The 14504-nt window shown below is 67.2% G+C and carries 16 protein-coding genes; 3 read left to right on the plus strand and 13 right to left on the minus strand.

Features of this window, described 5'->3' with window-relative positions; genetic code table 11:
• Positions 1 to 2: 2 nt before the first annotated feature.
• From CSC74_RS01570 to CSC74_RS01590, 5 genes are all read right to left on the minus strand, one after another.
• Positions 3 to 896, minus strand: a complete 894-nt coding sequence (locus tag CSC74_RS01570; protein WP_162312666.1) for a hydroxymethylglutaryl-CoA lyase — start codon at positions 894 to 896, stop codon at positions 3 to 5.
• On the minus strand, positions 893 to 1504 hold the full coding sequence (locus tag CSC74_RS01575) for a hypothetical protein (RefSeq protein ID WP_162312667.1): 612 nt from the start codon (positions 1502 to 1504) through the stop codon (positions 893 to 895). Before CSC74_RS01575 ends, CSC74_RS01570 begins: the two co-directional genes overlap by 4 nt.
• An 88-nt stretch (positions 1505 to 1592) precedes the next feature.
• Positions 1593 to 3593 carry an acetyl-CoA carboxylase biotin carboxylase subunit gene (locus CSC74_RS01580; RefSeq protein ID WP_162312668.1) on the minus strand — a complete coding sequence of 667 codons (2001 nt, stop codon included), beginning with the start codon at positions 3591 to 3593 and terminating at the stop codon, positions 1593 to 1595.
• 4 nt (positions 3594 to 3597) lie between these two features.
• Complete coding sequence (locus tag CSC74_RS01585; protein WP_162312669.1) at positions 3598 to 3990, minus strand: VOC family protein; 393 nt, start codon at positions 3988 to 3990, stop codon at positions 3598 to 3600.
• Complete coding sequence (locus tag CSC74_RS01590; protein WP_162312670.1) at positions 3987 to 4784, minus strand: enoyl-CoA hydratase-related protein; 798 nt, start codon at positions 4782 to 4784, stop codon at positions 3987 to 3989. The genes CSC74_RS01585 and CSC74_RS01590 overlap by 4 nt, the downstream gene beginning before the upstream one ends.
• Positions 4785 to 4892: 108 nt before the next feature.
• On the opposite strand from CSC74_RS01590, the gene CSC74_RS01595 reads away from it, so the two are divergent.
• Genes CSC74_RS01595 through CSC74_RS01605 form a run of 3 tightly spaced genes read left to right on the plus strand, consistent with a single transcriptional unit; the run spans position 4893 to position 7260 of the window.
• The gene (locus tag CSC74_RS01595; RefSeq protein ID WP_162312671.1) at positions 4893 to 5141 is read left to right on the plus strand and encodes a FeoA family protein; all 249 of its coding nucleotides are present in this window, start codon (positions 4893 to 4895) and stop codon (positions 5139 to 5141) included.
• Positions 5138 to 7021 carry a ferrous iron transport protein B gene (gene feoB / locus CSC74_RS01600; RefSeq protein ID WP_162312672.1) on the plus strand — a complete coding sequence of 628 codons (1884 nt, stop codon included), beginning with the start codon at positions 5138 to 5140 and terminating at the stop codon, positions 7019 to 7021. The genes CSC74_RS01595 and feoB overlap by 4 nt, the downstream gene beginning before the upstream one ends.
• Positions 7018 to 7260, plus strand: a complete 243-nt coding sequence (locus CSC74_RS01605) for a DUF6587 family protein (RefSeq protein ID WP_162312673.1) — start codon at positions 7018 to 7020, stop codon at positions 7258 to 7260. The genes feoB and CSC74_RS01605 overlap by 4 nt, the downstream gene beginning before the upstream one ends.
• A gap of 115 nt (positions 7261 to 7375) precedes the next feature.
• Here the strand turns inward: CSC74_RS01605 and CSC74_RS01610 are convergent, their stop codons facing one another.
• The 8 genes from CSC74_RS01610 to CSC74_RS01645 form a co-directional block, all read right to left on the minus strand.
• Positions 7376 to 7753: a hypothetical protein gene (locus tag CSC74_RS01610; RefSeq protein WP_162312674.1), complete on the minus strand. Its 378-nt coding sequence runs from the start codon at positions 7751 to 7753 to the stop codon at positions 7376 to 7378.
• Entirely contained in the window at positions 7750 to 8283 is a 534-nt protein-coding gene (locus tag CSC74_RS01615; RefSeq protein WP_162312675.1) for a bactofilin family protein, read from the minus strand. The genes CSC74_RS01610 and CSC74_RS01615 overlap by 4 nt, the downstream gene beginning before the upstream one ends.
• A gap of 115 nt (positions 8284 to 8398) precedes the next feature.
• Positions 8399 to 9172, minus strand: a complete 774-nt coding sequence (locus CSC74_RS01620) for an SDR family NAD(P)-dependent oxidoreductase (protein ID WP_281349702.1) — start codon at positions 9170 to 9172, stop codon at positions 8399 to 8401.
• Between the two features lie 3 nt (positions 9173 to 9175).
• Entirely contained in the window at positions 9176 to 10783 is a 1608-nt protein-coding gene (locus CSC74_RS01625) for a carboxyl transferase domain-containing protein (protein ID WP_162312676.1), read from the minus strand.
• A 122-nt stretch (positions 10784 to 10905) separates the two neighbouring features.
• Positions 10906 to 11313 (minus strand): hypothetical protein, encoded by a 408-nt coding sequence (locus CSC74_RS01630; protein ID WP_162312677.1) that lies wholly within the window; start codon positions 11311 to 11313, stop codon positions 10906 to 10908.
• A gap of 149 nt (positions 11314 to 11462) precedes the next feature.
• Positions 11463 to 11804, minus strand: a complete 342-nt coding sequence (locus tag CSC74_RS01635) for a hypothetical protein (protein ID WP_162312678.1) — start codon at positions 11802 to 11804, stop codon at positions 11463 to 11465.
• A gap of 132 nt (positions 11805 to 11936) precedes the next feature.
• Positions 11937 to 13112: a thiolase family protein gene (locus CSC74_RS01640; RefSeq protein ID WP_162312679.1), complete on the minus strand. Its 1176-nt coding sequence runs from the start codon at positions 13110 to 13112 to the stop codon at positions 11937 to 11939.
• Between the two features lie 180 nt (positions 13113 to 13292).
• Positions 13293 to 14480, minus strand: coding sequence for an acyl-CoA dehydrogenase family protein (locus CSC74_RS01645; protein WP_162312680.1), 1188 nt, complete (start codon positions 14478 to 14480; stop codon positions 13293 to 13295).
• Between the last annotated feature and the right edge of the window lie 24 nt (positions 14481 to 14504).

Consider the following 14504-nt stretch of genomic DNA (forward strand, 5'->3'; position numbering starts at 1 on the left):
GCTCATGCGCCGGACAGGGCCCGGCTCACCTTGCTGCCGGTTTCGCGCCCGAGCAGGGCCGACAGCCACAGGCCGGTTTCGCTCAGCATGGCGGCGTCGACGCCGGTTTCCAGCCCCATTCCATGCAACAGGTAAACCACGTCCTCGCTGGCGACATTGCCGCTGGCGCCCTTGGCGTAGGGACAGCCGCCGGTGCCGGACACGGCGGAATCGACCACCGCCACGCCTTCTTCCAGGCAGGCGAGGATATTGGCCAGGGCCTGGCCGTAGGTGTCGTGGAAATGCACCGCGAGTGCGGACAAGGGAACTTCGCTGGCGACGGCCTTGAGCATCGCGCGGGCCTTGCGGGGGGTGCCGACCCCGATGGTATCGCCGAGCGAGACCTCGTAACAGCCCAGCGCATGCAGGCGCGCGGCGACCCGGACCACGTCGGCCACCGGTACCTCGCCCTGGTAGGGGCAGCCCAGCACCGTGGACACGTAACCACGCACCTTCACTCCGTCGGCCCGGGCCCGTTCCAGCACCGGGCGGAAGCGCTCGATGGATTCGTCGATGCCGGCGTTGATGTTCTTGCGGTTGAAGGCTTCCGAGGCCGCGGTGAACACCGCCACTTCCTGCGCGCCGACTTCGCGCGCCCGTTCGTAGCCTTTCTCGTTCGGCACCAGCACCGGATAGGAGATGCCCGGCCTGCGTGCGATGGCGCCGAATACTTCGGCCGCATCGGCCAGTTGCGGAACCCACTTCGGACTGACGAAACTGGTGGCCTCGATGCTGCGCAGCCCGGTCCGCGACAGGCGGTCGATCAGCTCGATCTTGTCGGCCGTGGCGATGATGGCCTTTTCGTTCTGCAGGCCGTCGCGCGGGCCGACCTCGACGATGCGGACGAAGTCGGTCATGGGGTCTCCAGCGCAGGCGCGCGGCGCAGTGTCATCGGTGGGGCCTGGCCTTGCCCGAACAGGCCGGGATGTTTGAGCAGCACATCGCGCAGTTGCGCTTCGTCGCCGGGAATGACGTAGTTGAGCTGGTCTTGCGCCCTGGCGGACAGTTCGTGCTGGTCGACCATGCGCTTGACCGTGTCCACGTCGATGGTTTCGAGCTTCAGGATATCGCCCTGGATGCGGTAGCGCACCAGGCTGACGCTGCTGCCCGGGGTCCTGTCCGGCGACAGCGTGTCGGAACCGGCGAACAGGCGGATGAGGTCTTTTTCGCCCAGCACCAGGTAATGCTCGCCACCCAGTGCGAAACCCGAGGCCTGCACCTCGGCCTTGCGGGCCGGCTTGTCCGCGGTCTGGCTCATCGAGAGAGTGGCGTGGCACTGCCCATCGACTGTCGCGTAGTCGTCCGTGGTCAGCTTCTCCGCTTCCTCGGCGCTGTTGGCGATCGGCAACCAACGCCCTTCCAGGCGCGCATCGCAGGCCAGCGGCAGCGGCGACCTTTCGAAGGTCACGCAGCCGGCCAGCGACAGGAACAGGAGGACCAGCAGCAAGCGGGTGCGCGAGAGCATGAAGACTCCGTGGTTGTCAGGTGCAAACGCGAATCACCGCCGCATCCGGCCTGGAGGGCGGTGCGCGGGATGAGTCGCATGAGGGGGATCACGCCTGCGGTTCCAGTGTCGCCAGCACGGCGTCGGCTTCGACGAAATCGCCGGCCGCGGCGCGCAGTTCGGCCACCACCCCGTCGCGCGGCGACCTGATCGCCAGTTCCATCTTCATCGCCTCGATCACCAGCAACTCCTGTCCGGCGACCACGGCCTGGCCTGGGCTGGCCTTGAGCACGACCACGCGCCCTGGCATCGGCGCGACGATGCGGCCGTCGTTGCCCGAGGCGGTGGCGCTCTTCGGCCGATACACCGGCACCAGCGCAAGGCTCAATCTCTGCTCACCGTCGTGCACGGTGACCCGGCGTTGATCGGCGTGTACCCGGAATCGTCGCGCCTGGTCGCCCAGGCGCAGGCTCAACCCGCCGGCATGGAGCCGGGCGCCACTGATCGGCTGGCTTTGGCCGTCGGATTCGATCACGTATTCGCCGGTTGCGCCTTGCGCCACCAGAGCGAGTTCCTCGCCACGATGCAGGAACACCAGCGGGCGACGGCCGGCATGGCCCAGGCGCCAGCCATCGGCGATCGCCCAGGGAGAGCATGGATCGTTCGAGGCCTCGGCCTGCACGTGGGCCCCGGCTTCCTGGAGCAGCAGGGTCGCGGTCGCGGCGGCATGGAGCAGGGCCGGATCGACGGCATGCGCCGGCATGAATTCTTCGAGATGCCGATCCAGGTAGCCGGTATCGATGTCGCCTTCGACGATCGCCGGGTGGCGCACCAGTCGCTCGAGGAAATCGATGTTGGACTTCGGACCGACGATTTCGCAGGCGGCCAGCGCATCGCGCAGGCGGGCGAGGGCGGAGGCGCGATCCTGGTCGCACACGATCAGCTTGGCGATCATCGGGTCGTAGAAGATGCTGACCACGTCGCCTTCGACCACGCCGGAATCGATGCGTACCTGCGGCGAAGACGGCGGCAGCAGCAGTTTCTCCAGCTTGCCCGAGCCGGGCAGGAAACCGGCTTCGGGATCTTCCGCGTACAGCCGCACTTCGATGGCGTGGCCGTGTTGCGGCACCTGCTGCTGGGTGACCGGCAGGGCGTCGCCCGCGGCGATGCGCAACTGCCATTCGACCAGGTCGAAGCCGGTGGTCAGTTCGGTGACCGGGTGCTCGACCTGCAGGCGCGTGTTGATCTCCATGAAATAGAACGCGCCGTCGGGATCGACGATGAATTCCACCGTGCCCGCGTTGACGTAGTCGATGGCGTGCGCGGCCTGCACCGCGGCCTCGCCCATCGCCGCGCGCAGTTCCGGGGTGAGGAAAGGCGAGGGCGATTCCTCCAGCACCTTCTGGTAGCGGCGCTGGGCGGAACATTCGCGTTCGTTGAGGTGGATGGCGTTGCCATGCGCGTCGCCGAAGATCTGGATCTCGATATGCCGCGGCGTCCGCACATAGCGCTCCAGCAGCACGCGGTCGCGGCCGAAGGCATTGCCGGCTTCGCGCTGGCAGCTTTCCAACTGGGAGATGAATTCATCCAGGCGGTGGACGATGCGCATGCCCTTGCCGCCGCCGCCGTGCGCAGCCTTGATCATCAGCGGGAAGCCGATCCGCGCCGCTTCGCGCGACAGCACGTTAGGCGACTGGTCCTCGCCCGTGTAGCCGGGCACCACCGGCACGCCGGCCGCCATCATCAGGTCCTTGGCCCCGGCCTTGCTGCCCATCTTGCGCATGGACGCGGCCTTGGGACCGATGAAGACCATGCCCGCGTTCTCGACCGCGTCGGCGAAGTCCGCGTTCTCCGACAGGAAGCCGTAACCCGGATGGATCGCCTGCGCACCGCTGCGCCTGGCGACTTCGAGGATCGCGTCGCCACGCAGGTAGCTGTCGGCGGGACGCGGCCCGCCGATCGGATAGGCCTCGTCCGCCTGGCGCACATGCTGCGCATCGGCGTCGGCTTCCGAATACACCGCCACCGTGCGGATGCCGAGCTTGCGGCAGGTACGGATCACGCGACAGGCGATTTCGCCGCGGTTGGCGATGAGGATCTTGGAGAACATCGGTTTATCCAGGTAGATGGCACACCGCCTCGACATTGTGTCCATCGGGATCGGTGATGTAGGCGCCGTAGTAGTCCGGGTGGTAGTGCGCACGCAGACCGGGCGCGCCGTTGTCGCGGCCACCGGCGGACAGGCCGGCCGCGTGGAAGGCATCGACCTTGGCGCGGCTGTCGGTGGTGAAGGCGATGTGGGTATGCGCGGCGACGCCGCGGGCGTCGCTGCCGATCCAGAAGCTGGGCTTGTGGTCGCGTCCGAAGCCCGCCGCCCAGGTACCGTCGCCGGTCTGTTCGGGCGTGACTTCCATGAGTAGCGATGCGCCGATGACGGCGAACAGTTGTTCGTAGAACGCCTTGCTCCGCGCGTAGTCGGAGACGGGGATGCCGGTATGGTCGATCATCGCTTTTCTTCTTGGTTCGCCCACGAGGGCGCTCGTTTGTCCAGGAAAGCGGAAAGCCCTTCCTGTCCTTCCTGTGAAACACGCAGCCTCGCAATGAGGTCCGCGTTGTCGGAATCGAGGATGTCGCGATCGCTTTCGCCCGCGACACGGGTCACCAGCGTTTTCGCGCTCGCCGCCGCTATCGGTCCGGCTTTCAGCAACAGGTCGATCTGGCGCTGCACTGCCGAATCGAGCTGTTCTTCCGGGACCACCTGGTGCAGCAGCCCGATCTGCAGCGCGGTCTGCGCATCGAAGATCTCGGCGGTGGCGAACCAGCGCCGCGCCTGGCGCGGGCCTATCGCGGCGATCACGTAGGGCGAGATCACCGCCGGCAGCAGGCCCAGTTTGCTTTCGGTCAGCCCGAACCTGGCCCCCGGCACGCCGATGGCGATATCGCAGCACGCCACCAGGCCGACCCCGCCGCCGAAGGCCGCGCCATGCACGCGGGCCACGGTCGGTTTGGGCAGTTCGTCCAGGGCGCGCATCAGGTGGGCGAGGGCAAGCGAGTCTTCGCGGTTCTCGGCCTCGCTGGCGGCGGCCATGCCGCGCATCCAGTTGAGGTCGGCCCCGGCGGAAAACGAGGCGCCGGCCCCTTCCAGGACCACGACACGGATCGCGGGGTCGGCGCCGGCGGCGGCCAGCGCGGCGGTCAATTCGGCGATCAGCCCCGCGTCGAAGGCGTTGTGCAGCGCCGGCCGGTTCAAGCGCAGGCGCAGGACCGCGCCTTCCCGTAACAATTCCAGCATCTGCGGCATCACAACCCTTCCCGGCGGCGAGGCTGAATGATAGCCGGTCGCCCGCGACCCACGTGCGGGCAGCGCAGCGATGGTAGAATGAGAACAATTCCTATTTGAGCCCTGTACGTGACGTTGACCGACCTGCCGCACCGAACCCTGGCCATAGTCGATTCCGTGCAGGAAGTGGGCGAAAACGACAATATCGCGCGCCGTTTGCGCGAGTTGGGTTTCGTCGATGGCGAACAGGTGCGGATCGTGGCCCAGGGCCCGCTCGGGGCCGAGCCGCTGCTGGTGCAGGTCGGTTTCACCCGCTTCGCCCTGCGCCGCAGCGAAGCGGCCCGCGTGCGTTTGCGACCGGCGGGAGACGGGATGTGAGCGCCGCCGCCTTTCCGCTGCGCCTGGCCCTGGTCGGCAATCCGAACTGCGGCAAGACCGCCTTGTTCAACCAGCTGACCGGCAGCCGCCAGAAGGTCGCCAATTACGCCGGCGTCACCGTAGAGCGCAAGGAAGGGCGCCTGCACAGCGCCAGCGGCCGCAGCTATGCGGTGCTGGACCTGCCAGGGGCCTACAGCCTGAACGCCGCCAGCCTGGATGAAGCCATCACCCGCGACCTGTGCCGCGGTTTCCTGCCTGGCGAACCCGCGCCGGACGTATTGGTCTGCGTGGTCGACGCCACCAACCTGCGCCTGCACCTGCGCTTCGCGCTGGAGGTGCGGGAACTGGGCAAGCCGATGATCCTGGCCGTGAACATGGCCGACGTCGCGCGGCGCCGCGGGATCACCATCGACCTGGAAGTGCTGCAGCGCGAGCTGGGCGTGCCGGTGGTCGAAACCGTCGCGGTCAGGCGCAATGGCGCCCGTGCGCTGGTCGAGCGGATCGACCGCCTGGTCGCCGAGCCGCATGTCCCGCGCGTCCACCTGGCCGAAGGCGCGGCTTCCGGAGCAGCGTCGGCGCAGGCGCTGCATCACGAAACCATCCGCTTGCTTTCGGCCGCGGTCGGCATGCCCACCCGCACGGCCAGGATCGACGATGCGCTGGATCGCTGGCTGCTGCATCCGGTGTTCGGGTTGCTGGCCCTGGCCGTGGTCATGTTCCTGATCTTCCAGGCGGTCTATGCCTGGGCCACGCCGATGATGGACGCGATCGAAGCCGCCACCGGCTGGCTCGGCGCGAGCGTCGGCAGCGTATTGCCCGAAGGTCCGCTCAACAGCCTGCTGGTGGACGGCATCATCGCCGGCCTCGGCGGGGTGATCGTGTTCCTGCCGCAGATCCTGATCCTGTTCGCCTTCATCCTGGCGCTGGAGGAATCCGGCTACCTGCCGCGCGCGGCGTTCCTGCTCGACCGGATGATGGCCTCGGCGGGATTGTCGGGGCGTTCCTTCATCCCGCTGCTTTCCAGTTTCGCCTGCGCCATTCCCGGAATCATGGCCACGCGTTCCATCCAGGATCCGCGCGATCGCCTGGCTACGATCCTGGTGGCGCCACTGATGACCTGCTCGGCGCGCCTGCCGGTCTATGCACTGCTGATCGGTGCGTTCATTCCGCAGAAACAGGTCTGGGGCGTGCTCAACCAGCAGGGCCTGGTGCTGTTCGGCCTGTACTTCGCCGGTGTGGTCAGTGCGCTGATCGTGTCCTGGGTGATGAAGAAATGGCGTCGCGACAAGAGCGAGCATCCCTTGTTGCTGGAGCTGCCTTCGTACCGCATCCCGCATCCGCGCGACCTGCTGATCGGTTTGTGGGAGCGTGCCTGGATCTTCCTGCGCCGGGTCGGCGGCATCATCCTCGCGCTGACCATCCTGCTCTGGTTCCTGTTGTCGTTCCCCGGCGCCCCCGTCGATGCGACCATGCCGGCGATCGATTACAGCTTCGCCGGCCGCATCGGTCACGCGATGACCGCGATCTTCGCCCCGATCGGTTTCAACTGGCAGATCTGCATCGCCCTGATCCCGGGCATGGCCGCGCGCGAAGTGGCGGTATCGTCGCTGGCCACGGTGTATGCGCTGTCGGCCGCGGACGACGATGCCGCCGCGCAGGCGCTTACGCCGTTGATTTCCGACGGCTGGTCGCTGGCCACCGCGCTGTCGCTGCTGGTGTGGTTCATCTATGCGCCGATGTGCATCTCGACCCTGGCCACGATCAAGCGCGAGACCAATTCGTGGAGGAAGATGTCCTACGCCACGATCTACCTGTTCGCACTGGCCTATGCCGCATCGCTCCTGACCTACCAGGTCGCGGTGCTGCTGGGGGCGGGATGAGCATGTCGCTGCTGCTGCAGTACGCGATCATCGCGCTGGCGGTGCTGCTGAGCGCGTGGGGGGTGGCGAAGAAGCAGTTTCCCGGCGGCGTGCGCAAGCTGCGCGTGGCGATCGCCTTGCCGCTGCTGCGCGAAGGCAAGCCGGCGTGGTTGCGTTCGATCGGGCGCCGGGTCGCCCCGGCGACCCGGACCAGCGGTTCCGCGTGCGGCGGCTGCGACAACTGCGGGCCCGAGCGCTGAGCAGAAAGCGCGTAGGAGCGACGTAAGTCGCGAATCATTTTGCGTGCCCCCCCCGATGCGCTCAGGCGACGGGTTTTCGGTCGCGACTCACGTCGCTCCTACGGTCGCGTAGGGATCAGTGATCCCTGCGTCCGCGCGGACCCTTCAGGTCGCTGCGCGGCACGGCTTCCACCGCCAGGGTGAAAGTGCGCTCCTCGTCGACCTGCATCGCGCCCACGCCGACGACGTGGCGCGCGATCTCGTCGCCGCGGCCGTTCCTGATCGTCAGCACGACCGTATATTCCCAGGCGGCGCCTTCGGCCGGATGCTTCACCGTGCCCTGCACGCGCAGGGGCACGATGGTTTCGGCCGCGCGCCTGGCGGTGACCGCGGCCTCATCGAAACGCAGGTGATGCTTGCACGCCGGGCAGACGCTCGCGCTTTCGAGGATGGTGGTCTTGCAATGCGGGCAGCTGCGCGTCGCGCCCGCAGTGCCCGGACGCGGCGTGCTCATGAAGCCGCGTCGTTACCCGTTTCCTTGCCGCCGGATTTCGACGTGGAGGCCGCCTTGCCGTCGTCCCAGCCGAAGTCGGCCTGGCCGCGCATGCGCGAACCGGCGGCGACGGTCAGCGAACCCGCCTTGAGGTCGCCGATGATCACGCCCGAGCTGAGCAGTTCGACCCGCGACGCCGCCTCGATATTGCCTTCGAGCTCGCCGGCGATGGTGACCTTCTTGGCACGCACGCCGCCGTTCAACTTGGCTCCGGTCTCTATGGTCAGGTCGCCCTGCACATTGACGTCGCCCTTGAACTTGCCGGCGATGCGGACATGGCCGGTGCCTTCGATCTTGCCCTCGATGGTCAGGTCGGCGGCGATCAGCGATTCCTTGGGTTCACGCTCGTTGCTGGCAGCGGGCACGGCGCGCGGCGGCGCGGTGGTCGTGGGCGAGAAGTCGGCGGCGGTGGCCGGCGCATCGCGCACGGGTTCCGGCGGCAGCGGGATCGAATCCTTGCGGGCGGGGTTCTGATCCTTCCAGATAGACATCGGCGTGGTCTCCAGCGAAGTACGGGGGATCGCAGACTATCGCGGTCCAGTGACGATTTTGCTGTGACCGCGCTCACCAAAATGCTCGCCTGAGCACAGGTTTGGCGCCGGGACTTCAGGTAACACCTGATATCTGAACGTCAGCGCCCGCCCGCCACGTCGATGAATGCGCCGGTCGTATACGAAGCTTCCGCGGACAGCAGCCACAGGATCGCCTGCGCGACTTCCTCCGCCTGGCCGCCCCGGCCCAGCGGCACCGCGATGCCTTGACCCGTTCGATCCGGTCCGGCTCGCCGCCGCTGGCATGCATCCCGGTATGGATGAAACCGGGGCGCACCGCATTGACCCGGATGCCCTCGGCGGCGACTTCAGCGGCCAGCCCGCGGGTGAAGCTGTCGATCGCGCCCTTGCTGGCCGCGTAGTCGACGTACTCGTTCGGGGAACCGGTGCGCGCGGCCACGGAAGAGACATTGACGATGGCCCCGCCGCGTCCGCCTTGTGCGGTGGACATGCGCAGCACGGCTTCGCGTGCGCACAGGAAGCTGCCGATCACATTGGTGGCGAACACGCGCTGCAGGCGGGCCGCGTCGATCGATTGCACGCGAGTCTGTCGCTCCAGGATGCCGGCGTTGTTGACCAGAGCCGTGACCGGACCCAGTTGCCGGTCGATGGAGTCGTACAGGCGCAGCACCTCGGCTTCGACCGATACGTCCGCGGCGACCGCGATGGCCCGGCCGCCTTCGCGGTCGATCGCCTCCACGACCCGCATCGCCGTTGCCTGGTCGCGCAGGTAATTCACGCAGACCGCATAACCGCGCCGTGCCGCCAACATTGCCGTGGCCGCGCCGATGCCGCGCCCGCCGCCGGTGACCAGCAGGATCCCGTCCATCGCCTACATCCGGAACACGCCGAATTTCGCCGGCTCGATCGGTGCATTGAGCGAAGCCGAGATCGCCAGCCCCAGCACGCGCCGCGTATCCGCGGGATCGATGATGCCGTCGTCCCACAGGCGCGCGGTGGCGTACCACGGACTGCCCTGCGATTCGTACTGTTCGCGGATCGGCGCCTTGAACGCTTCCTCTTCGTCCGCGCTCCACGACTTGCCGGCGGCTTCGATGCCGTCGCGCTTGACCGTGGCCAGGACGCTGGCGGCCTGTTCCCCGCCCATCACGCTGATGCGGGCGTTCGGCCACATCCACAGGAAGCGCGCGCCGTAGGCGCGGCCGCACATGGCGTAATTGCCGGCGCCGAAACTGCCGCCGATGACCACGGTGAACTTGGGCACCGACGAACACGCCACCGCGGTGACCATCTTGGCCCCGTCCCTGGCGATGCCGGCGTTCTCGTATTTCTTCCCGACCATGAAGCCGGTGATGTTCTGCAGGAACACCAGCGGGATGCCGCGCTGGTTGCACAGTTCGATGAAGTGCGCGCCCTTGAGCGCGCTTTCGGCGAACAGGATGCCGTTGTTGGCGATGATCCCGACCGGATAACCGTGCAGGTGGGCGAAGCCGGTGACCAGGGTCTTGCCGTAGCGCGCCTTGAACTCGTCGAACCGCGAGCCATCGACGATCCTCGCGATGACCTCGCGGATGTCGAACGGGCGCCGGGTGTCCTGCGGCACGATGCCGTACAGCTCATCGGCGGCGTACAGCGGTTCGCGCGGTTCGCGCAGGGCCAGGGTCGTAGTCTTGGTACGGTTGAGGTTGCCGACCAGGTTGCGTGCGATCTGCAGCGCATCGCGGTCGTCCTCGGCGAAGTGGTCGGCCACGCCGGAAACGCGGGTGTGCACATCGGCGCCGCCCAGCGCCTCGGCATCCACCACTTCGCCGGTCGCCGCTTTCACCAGCGGCGGGCCGCCGAGGAAGATCGTGCCCTGTTCCTTGACGATGATGCTCTCGTCGCACATCGCCGGCACGTAGGCGCCGCCGGCGGTGCAGCTGCCCATGACCACGGCGATCTGCGGGATGTTCTCGGCGCTGAGCCGGGCCTGGTTGTAGAAGATGCGGCCGAAGTGTTCGCGGTCGGGGAAGACCTCGTCCTGCAGCGGCAGGAAGGCGCCCCCGGAATCGACCAGGTAGAGGCAGGGCAGGCGGTTCTCGCGTGCGATCTCCTGCGCGCGCAGGTGTTTCTTTATCGTCATCGGGAAATAGGTGCCGCCCTTGACCGTGGCGTCGTTGGCCACGATCACCACTTCCAGTCCCTGGACCCGGCCGATGCCGGCGACCATGCCGGCCCCCGGGGCCGCGTCGTCGTACATGCCTTCGGCGGCCAGCGCGGCGATTTCCAGGAACGGCGAGCCCGGGTCGAGCAGGGCGGTGATGCGTTCGCGCGCCAGCAGCTTGCCGCGTTCGGTGTGTTTGTCGCGGGCCTTCTGGCCGCCGCCACCGGCCACGCGCGCGAGGCGCTGGTCCAGTTCTTCCACCAATGCGCGGTGGTAAGCGGCGGTATCGATGAATTCGGTGGAGCGTGGATCGAGTTGCGAAGCCAGTACCGACATGCCATCGACGCCTGCGGAAGGAGACGACAAGGATACAACCCGACCCGTTCTACGCCCTAGAAACGACAAAGCCCGCGTAGGCGGGCTTTGTCGGACTCGCAGCGGATGGCTGCAGTCGGTGCTTACTTCTTGGCGGCTTCTTCGGCCTTGTCCGCGACTTCCTTGGCTTTGTCGGCCAGGTCGGAAGCCTTGTCGGCGGTTGCCGCAGCGGCATCGGCGACGGCGTCGGTGGAGGCGGCAGTAGCGTCCTTGGCGGCATCGGTGGTCGCGGCAGCGGCGTCGCCGGCGGCGGCGGCGGTCGCGTTCGCGGCGTCGGTCACCGAGGCGGCGGCGGAATCAGCGGCAGCGGAAGCCGAATCGGCGGCAGCGGTCGCGGCATCGCCAGCGGCGTTGGCGGCGGTGTCGGCAGCGGTGGCGGCCTGGTCGGCGGCGGCGGCGGCGTCGTTGGCGGCCTGGTCGGTCTGGGCCTTGTTGCAGGCGCTCAGGGCCAGCACGGAAGCAGCGAGCAGGACATAGAACTTGGTCTTCATGGTTTTTCTCCGGTGGGTTGTATGGAACAGATCGGCAATACAGGCGGAGTCTGGAATGCCACCCCCTCGGCCTGATACTGAAAAAGGCCGCCGGCATGCACCGGCGACCTTTTCCATTTTACGCTAGCTTGAAGCGATACCTTGCGGTATTACTTCTTGGCTTCTTCTGCAGCGTCCTTGGCCTGGTCGGCCGTGTCGGCAGCAGCAGCGGCCGTGTCGGCAGCAGCGTCGGCGGCGGCAGCGGTCGGAGCAGCGGCAGCGTCGGTAGCGGCCGTGGCAGCAGCGTCGGCAGCCTGGGCGGCGGCGTCGGCGGAAGTCTGGGCGGCATCGGCCGTGGCAGCGCCGGTAGCGGCGGCGGCGTCGGCAGCAGCCTGGGCTTCGGTAGCCGTGGCGGCAGCGTCGGTCGCGGCGTCAGCAGCCTGCTCTTTGTTCGAGCAAGCAGCCAGGGCCAGGCCCAGAGCCAGCGCGATCAGCGTCTTGTTGATGGTCATTTTGCATTTCCTCGTCGTTTAGATGGCAACGCGCTATTGCGCGCCGGTGACATGATGACAATCCGGATTCGGCTGTCAAGCGGTTGCGCAGTTATTTTTGTCAACTTGTTGTTAAACGTGCTCCGGAAGGCATCACGTCAGCTCGATGGCGATAGCGGTCGCCTCGCCGCCGCCGATGCACAGGGAAGCGATTCCACGCTTGCCGCCGCGCTTGCGCAAGGCATGGACCAGGGTCACCACCAGGCGGGCACCGGAGGCGCCGATGGGGTGTCCGAGGGCGGTGGCGCCGCCGTTGACGTTGACCTTGGCGTGGGGGATGCCCAGTTCCTGGATCGGAGTCATGGCCACGACCGCGAAGGCCTCGTTGATCTCGAACAGGTCCACGTCCGCCACTGTCCAGCCCACCTGCTTCAGCAGTTTTTCGATCGCGCCGACCGGTGCGGTGGTGAACCATTGCGGTTCCTGCGACCAGGTGCTGTGGCCGACGATACGGGCCAGCGGGGTGATTCCGCGCCTGGCCGCCTCGTCGGCGCTGAGCAGGATCGTGGCCGCGGCGCCGTCGGAAATGCTGGAGGAACTGGCGGCGGTGACCGTGCCGTCCTTCTTGAAGGCGGGCTTCAGGCCCGGGATCTTGGCGATGTCGGACTTGCCCGGCTGCTCATCGGTGGCGAACTCGACCTCGCCCTTGCGCGTGGTCACCTTGACCGGGACGATCTCGTCGGCGAATGCGCCCGACTGCTGCGCGGCCTGCGCGCGGGTGACCGATTCGATGGAATACGCGTCCTGGGCTTCGCGGGTGAAGCCGTACTTCTCCGCCGTGGCTTCGGCGAACACGCCCATGGCCTGGCCGTCATAGGGATTGACCAGTCCGTCCCAGGACATGTGGTCGACCGCCTGGAAATTGCCGAAACGGTTGCCGGTGCGCGAGTTGGGGATCATGTGCGGAGCATTGGTCATCGACTCCATGCCGCCAGCGACCACGACCGTGGCAGAGCCGGCCTTGATCAGGTCGTGGCCCAGCATGATCGCCTTCATGCCCGAACCGCAGACCTTGTTGATGGTGGTGCAACCGGTGGAAACCGGCAGGCCCGCGGCCAGCGACGCCTGGCGGGCGGGTGCCTGGCCGAGGTTGGCCGGCAGCACGCAACCCATGATCACTTCGGAGACGTCGGCAGCCGGGATGCCGGATTGCTCCAGCGCGGCCTGGATCGCGGCGGCGCCGAGGGTCGGGGTGGGAACGCCGGTGAACTGGCCGAGGAAGGAACCGATCGCGGTGCGCTTGGCCGCGGCGATGACGATGTCGGACATGGGGGAACTCCAGTAAATGAACTTCTAGATGAGCTTCGGATTATCGGCTATCCGGGATGGACGGTGGTAAGGGGCTGAGCTGGGGGCATGTAGGAGGGGCTTCAGCCCCGACAATTTCTCACCGAAAGCGTCGGAGCTGAAACCCCTCCCACAGTTCGATTCCGCGCATGCGCAGGATGATCAGCCCCGACCCTCGAACAGTTCGCGGCCTATCAGCATGCGCCGGATCTCGTTGGTGCCCGCGCCGATCGCGTACAGCTTGGCGTCGCGCAACAGGCGTCCGGTCGGGTATTCGTTGATATAGCCGTTGCCGCCCAGCGCCTGGATGGCTTCCAGCGCGACCTGCACGCAGGCCTCGGAGGCGTGCAGCAGGCAGCCGGCGGCGGCGGCGCGCGACCGGTGGCCGGCATCGTAGTCGCGTCCCACCTGGTAGGCGTAGGCGCGGCTGGACTGCAACGCGGTGTACATGTCGGCGATCTTGCCCTGCATCAGGCCGAAGGTGCCGATGGCCGCGTCGAACTGCTTGCGCTCGCGCACATAGGGCAGGGCGGCGTCCAGCGCGGCCTGCATCAGCCCCAGCGGGCCGCCGCTGATCACCAGGCGCTCGGTGTTGAGGCCGGCCATCAATACCTTGACCCCGTTGTTGACATCGCCCAGCACGTTTGCCGCCGGGATCTCGCAGTCCTCGAACACCAGCTCGCAGGTATTGCTGCCGCGCATGCCCAGCTTGTCCAGCTTCTGCGCGGTGCGGAATCCCTTCATGGTTTTTTCCACGATGAAGGCGGTGATGCACTTGGATCCGCATTCCTTGCCCGCGGTGCGCATGTACACCACCAGCACGTCGGCCTCGGGGCCGTTGGTGATCCACATCTTGCTGCCGTTGGCCACCCACGTATCGCCGCGAAGCTCGGCCCGGCAACTCATCGAGCCGACCACGTCCGAACCCGCGCCCGGCTCGCTCATCGCCAACGCACCCTTCCACTCGCCGGTGCACAGCTTCGGCAGGTACTTCAGGCGCTGCGCTTCGGTGCCGTTGGCGTACAGGTTGGAAACGCAGAGGTTGGAATGGGCGACGTAGCTCAGGCCGACCGAGCCCGAGGCCCGCGAAATCTCCTCCATCGCCACCAGGTGGGCCAGGTAGCCCATGTCGCTGCCGCCGTATTCGCCGGGCACGGTCAGCCCCAGCAGGCCCAGTTCGCCCAGCTTCGGCCACAGATCCTGCGGGAATGCGTTATCGCGGTCGATCGCTTCGGCGCGCGGCGCGATCTCGCTGTCGGCGAAGCGGCGTACGGTCTCGCGCAAGGCGTCTATCTCTTCCCCTAACGGAAATCCACCTAGTGAAGCAGCACCTGTTGAAGCGGGTCGCATTCGGTCCTCCCCTTGTCGCGGCCT

This window comes from Pseudoxanthomonas yeongjuensis, assembly GCF_010093345.1.
Lineage (GTDB): Bacteria > Pseudomonadota > Gammaproteobacteria > Xanthomonadales > Xanthomonadaceae > Pseudoxanthomonas_A > Pseudoxanthomonas_A yeongjuensis.

What these genes read in the sequence shown, in the direction of transcription:
- CSC74_RS01570 (WP_162312666.1), bottom strand. Translation starts at nt 896, where the DNA reads ATGACCGACTTCGTCCGCATCGTCGAGGTCGGCCCGCGCGACGGCCTG.
- CSC74_RS01575 (WP_162312667.1), bottom strand. Translation starts at nt 1,504, where the DNA reads ATGCTCTCGCGCACCCGCTTGCTGCTGGTCCTCCTGTTCCTGTCGCTG.
- CSC74_RS01580 (WP_162312668.1), bottom strand. Translation starts at nt 3,593, where the DNA reads ATGTTCTCCAAGATCCTCATCGCCAACCGCGGCGAAATCGCCTGTCGC.
- CSC74_RS01585 (WP_162312669.1), bottom strand. Translation starts at nt 3,990, where the DNA reads ATGATCGACCATACCGGCATCCCCGTCTCCGACTACGCGCGGAGCAAG.
- CSC74_RS01590 (WP_162312670.1), bottom strand. Translation starts at nt 4,784, where the DNA reads ATGCCGCAGATGCTGGAATTGTTACGGGAAGGCGCGGTCCTGCGCCTG.
- CSC74_RS01605 (WP_162312673.1), top strand. Translation starts at nt 7,018, where the DNA reads ATGAGCATGTCGCTGCTGCTGCAGTACGCGATCATCGCGCTGGCGGTG.
- CSC74_RS01610 (WP_162312674.1), bottom strand. Translation starts at nt 7,753, where the DNA reads ATGAGCACGCCGCGTCCGGGCACTGCGGGCGCGACGCGCAGCTGCCCG.
- CSC74_RS01615 (WP_162312675.1), bottom strand. Translation starts at nt 8,283, where the DNA reads ATGTCTATCTGGAAGGATCAGAACCCCGCCCGCAAGGATTCGATCCCG.
- CSC74_RS01620 (WP_281349702.1), bottom strand. Translation starts at nt 9,172, where the DNA reads ATGGACGGGATCCTGCTGGTCACCGGCGGCGGGCGCGGCATCGGCGCG.
- CSC74_RS01625 (WP_162312676.1), bottom strand. Translation starts at nt 10,783, where the DNA reads ATGTCGGTACTGGCTTCGCAACTCGATCCACGCTCCACCGAATTCATC.
- CSC74_RS01630 (WP_162312677.1), bottom strand. Translation starts at nt 11,313, where the DNA reads ATGAAGACCAAGTTCTATGTCCTGCTCGCTGCTTCCGTGCTGGCCCTG.
- CSC74_RS01635 (WP_162312678.1), bottom strand. Translation starts at nt 11,804, where the DNA reads ATGACCATCAACAAGACGCTGATCGCGCTGGCTCTGGGCCTGGCCCTG.
- CSC74_RS01640 (WP_162312679.1), bottom strand. Translation starts at nt 13,112, where the DNA reads ATGTCCGACATCGTCATCGCCGCGGCCAAGCGCACCGCGATCGGTTCC.
- CSC74_RS01645 (WP_162312680.1), bottom strand. Translation starts at nt 14,480, where the DNA reads ATGCGACCCGCTTCAACAGGTGCTGCTTCACTAGGTGGATTTCCGTTA.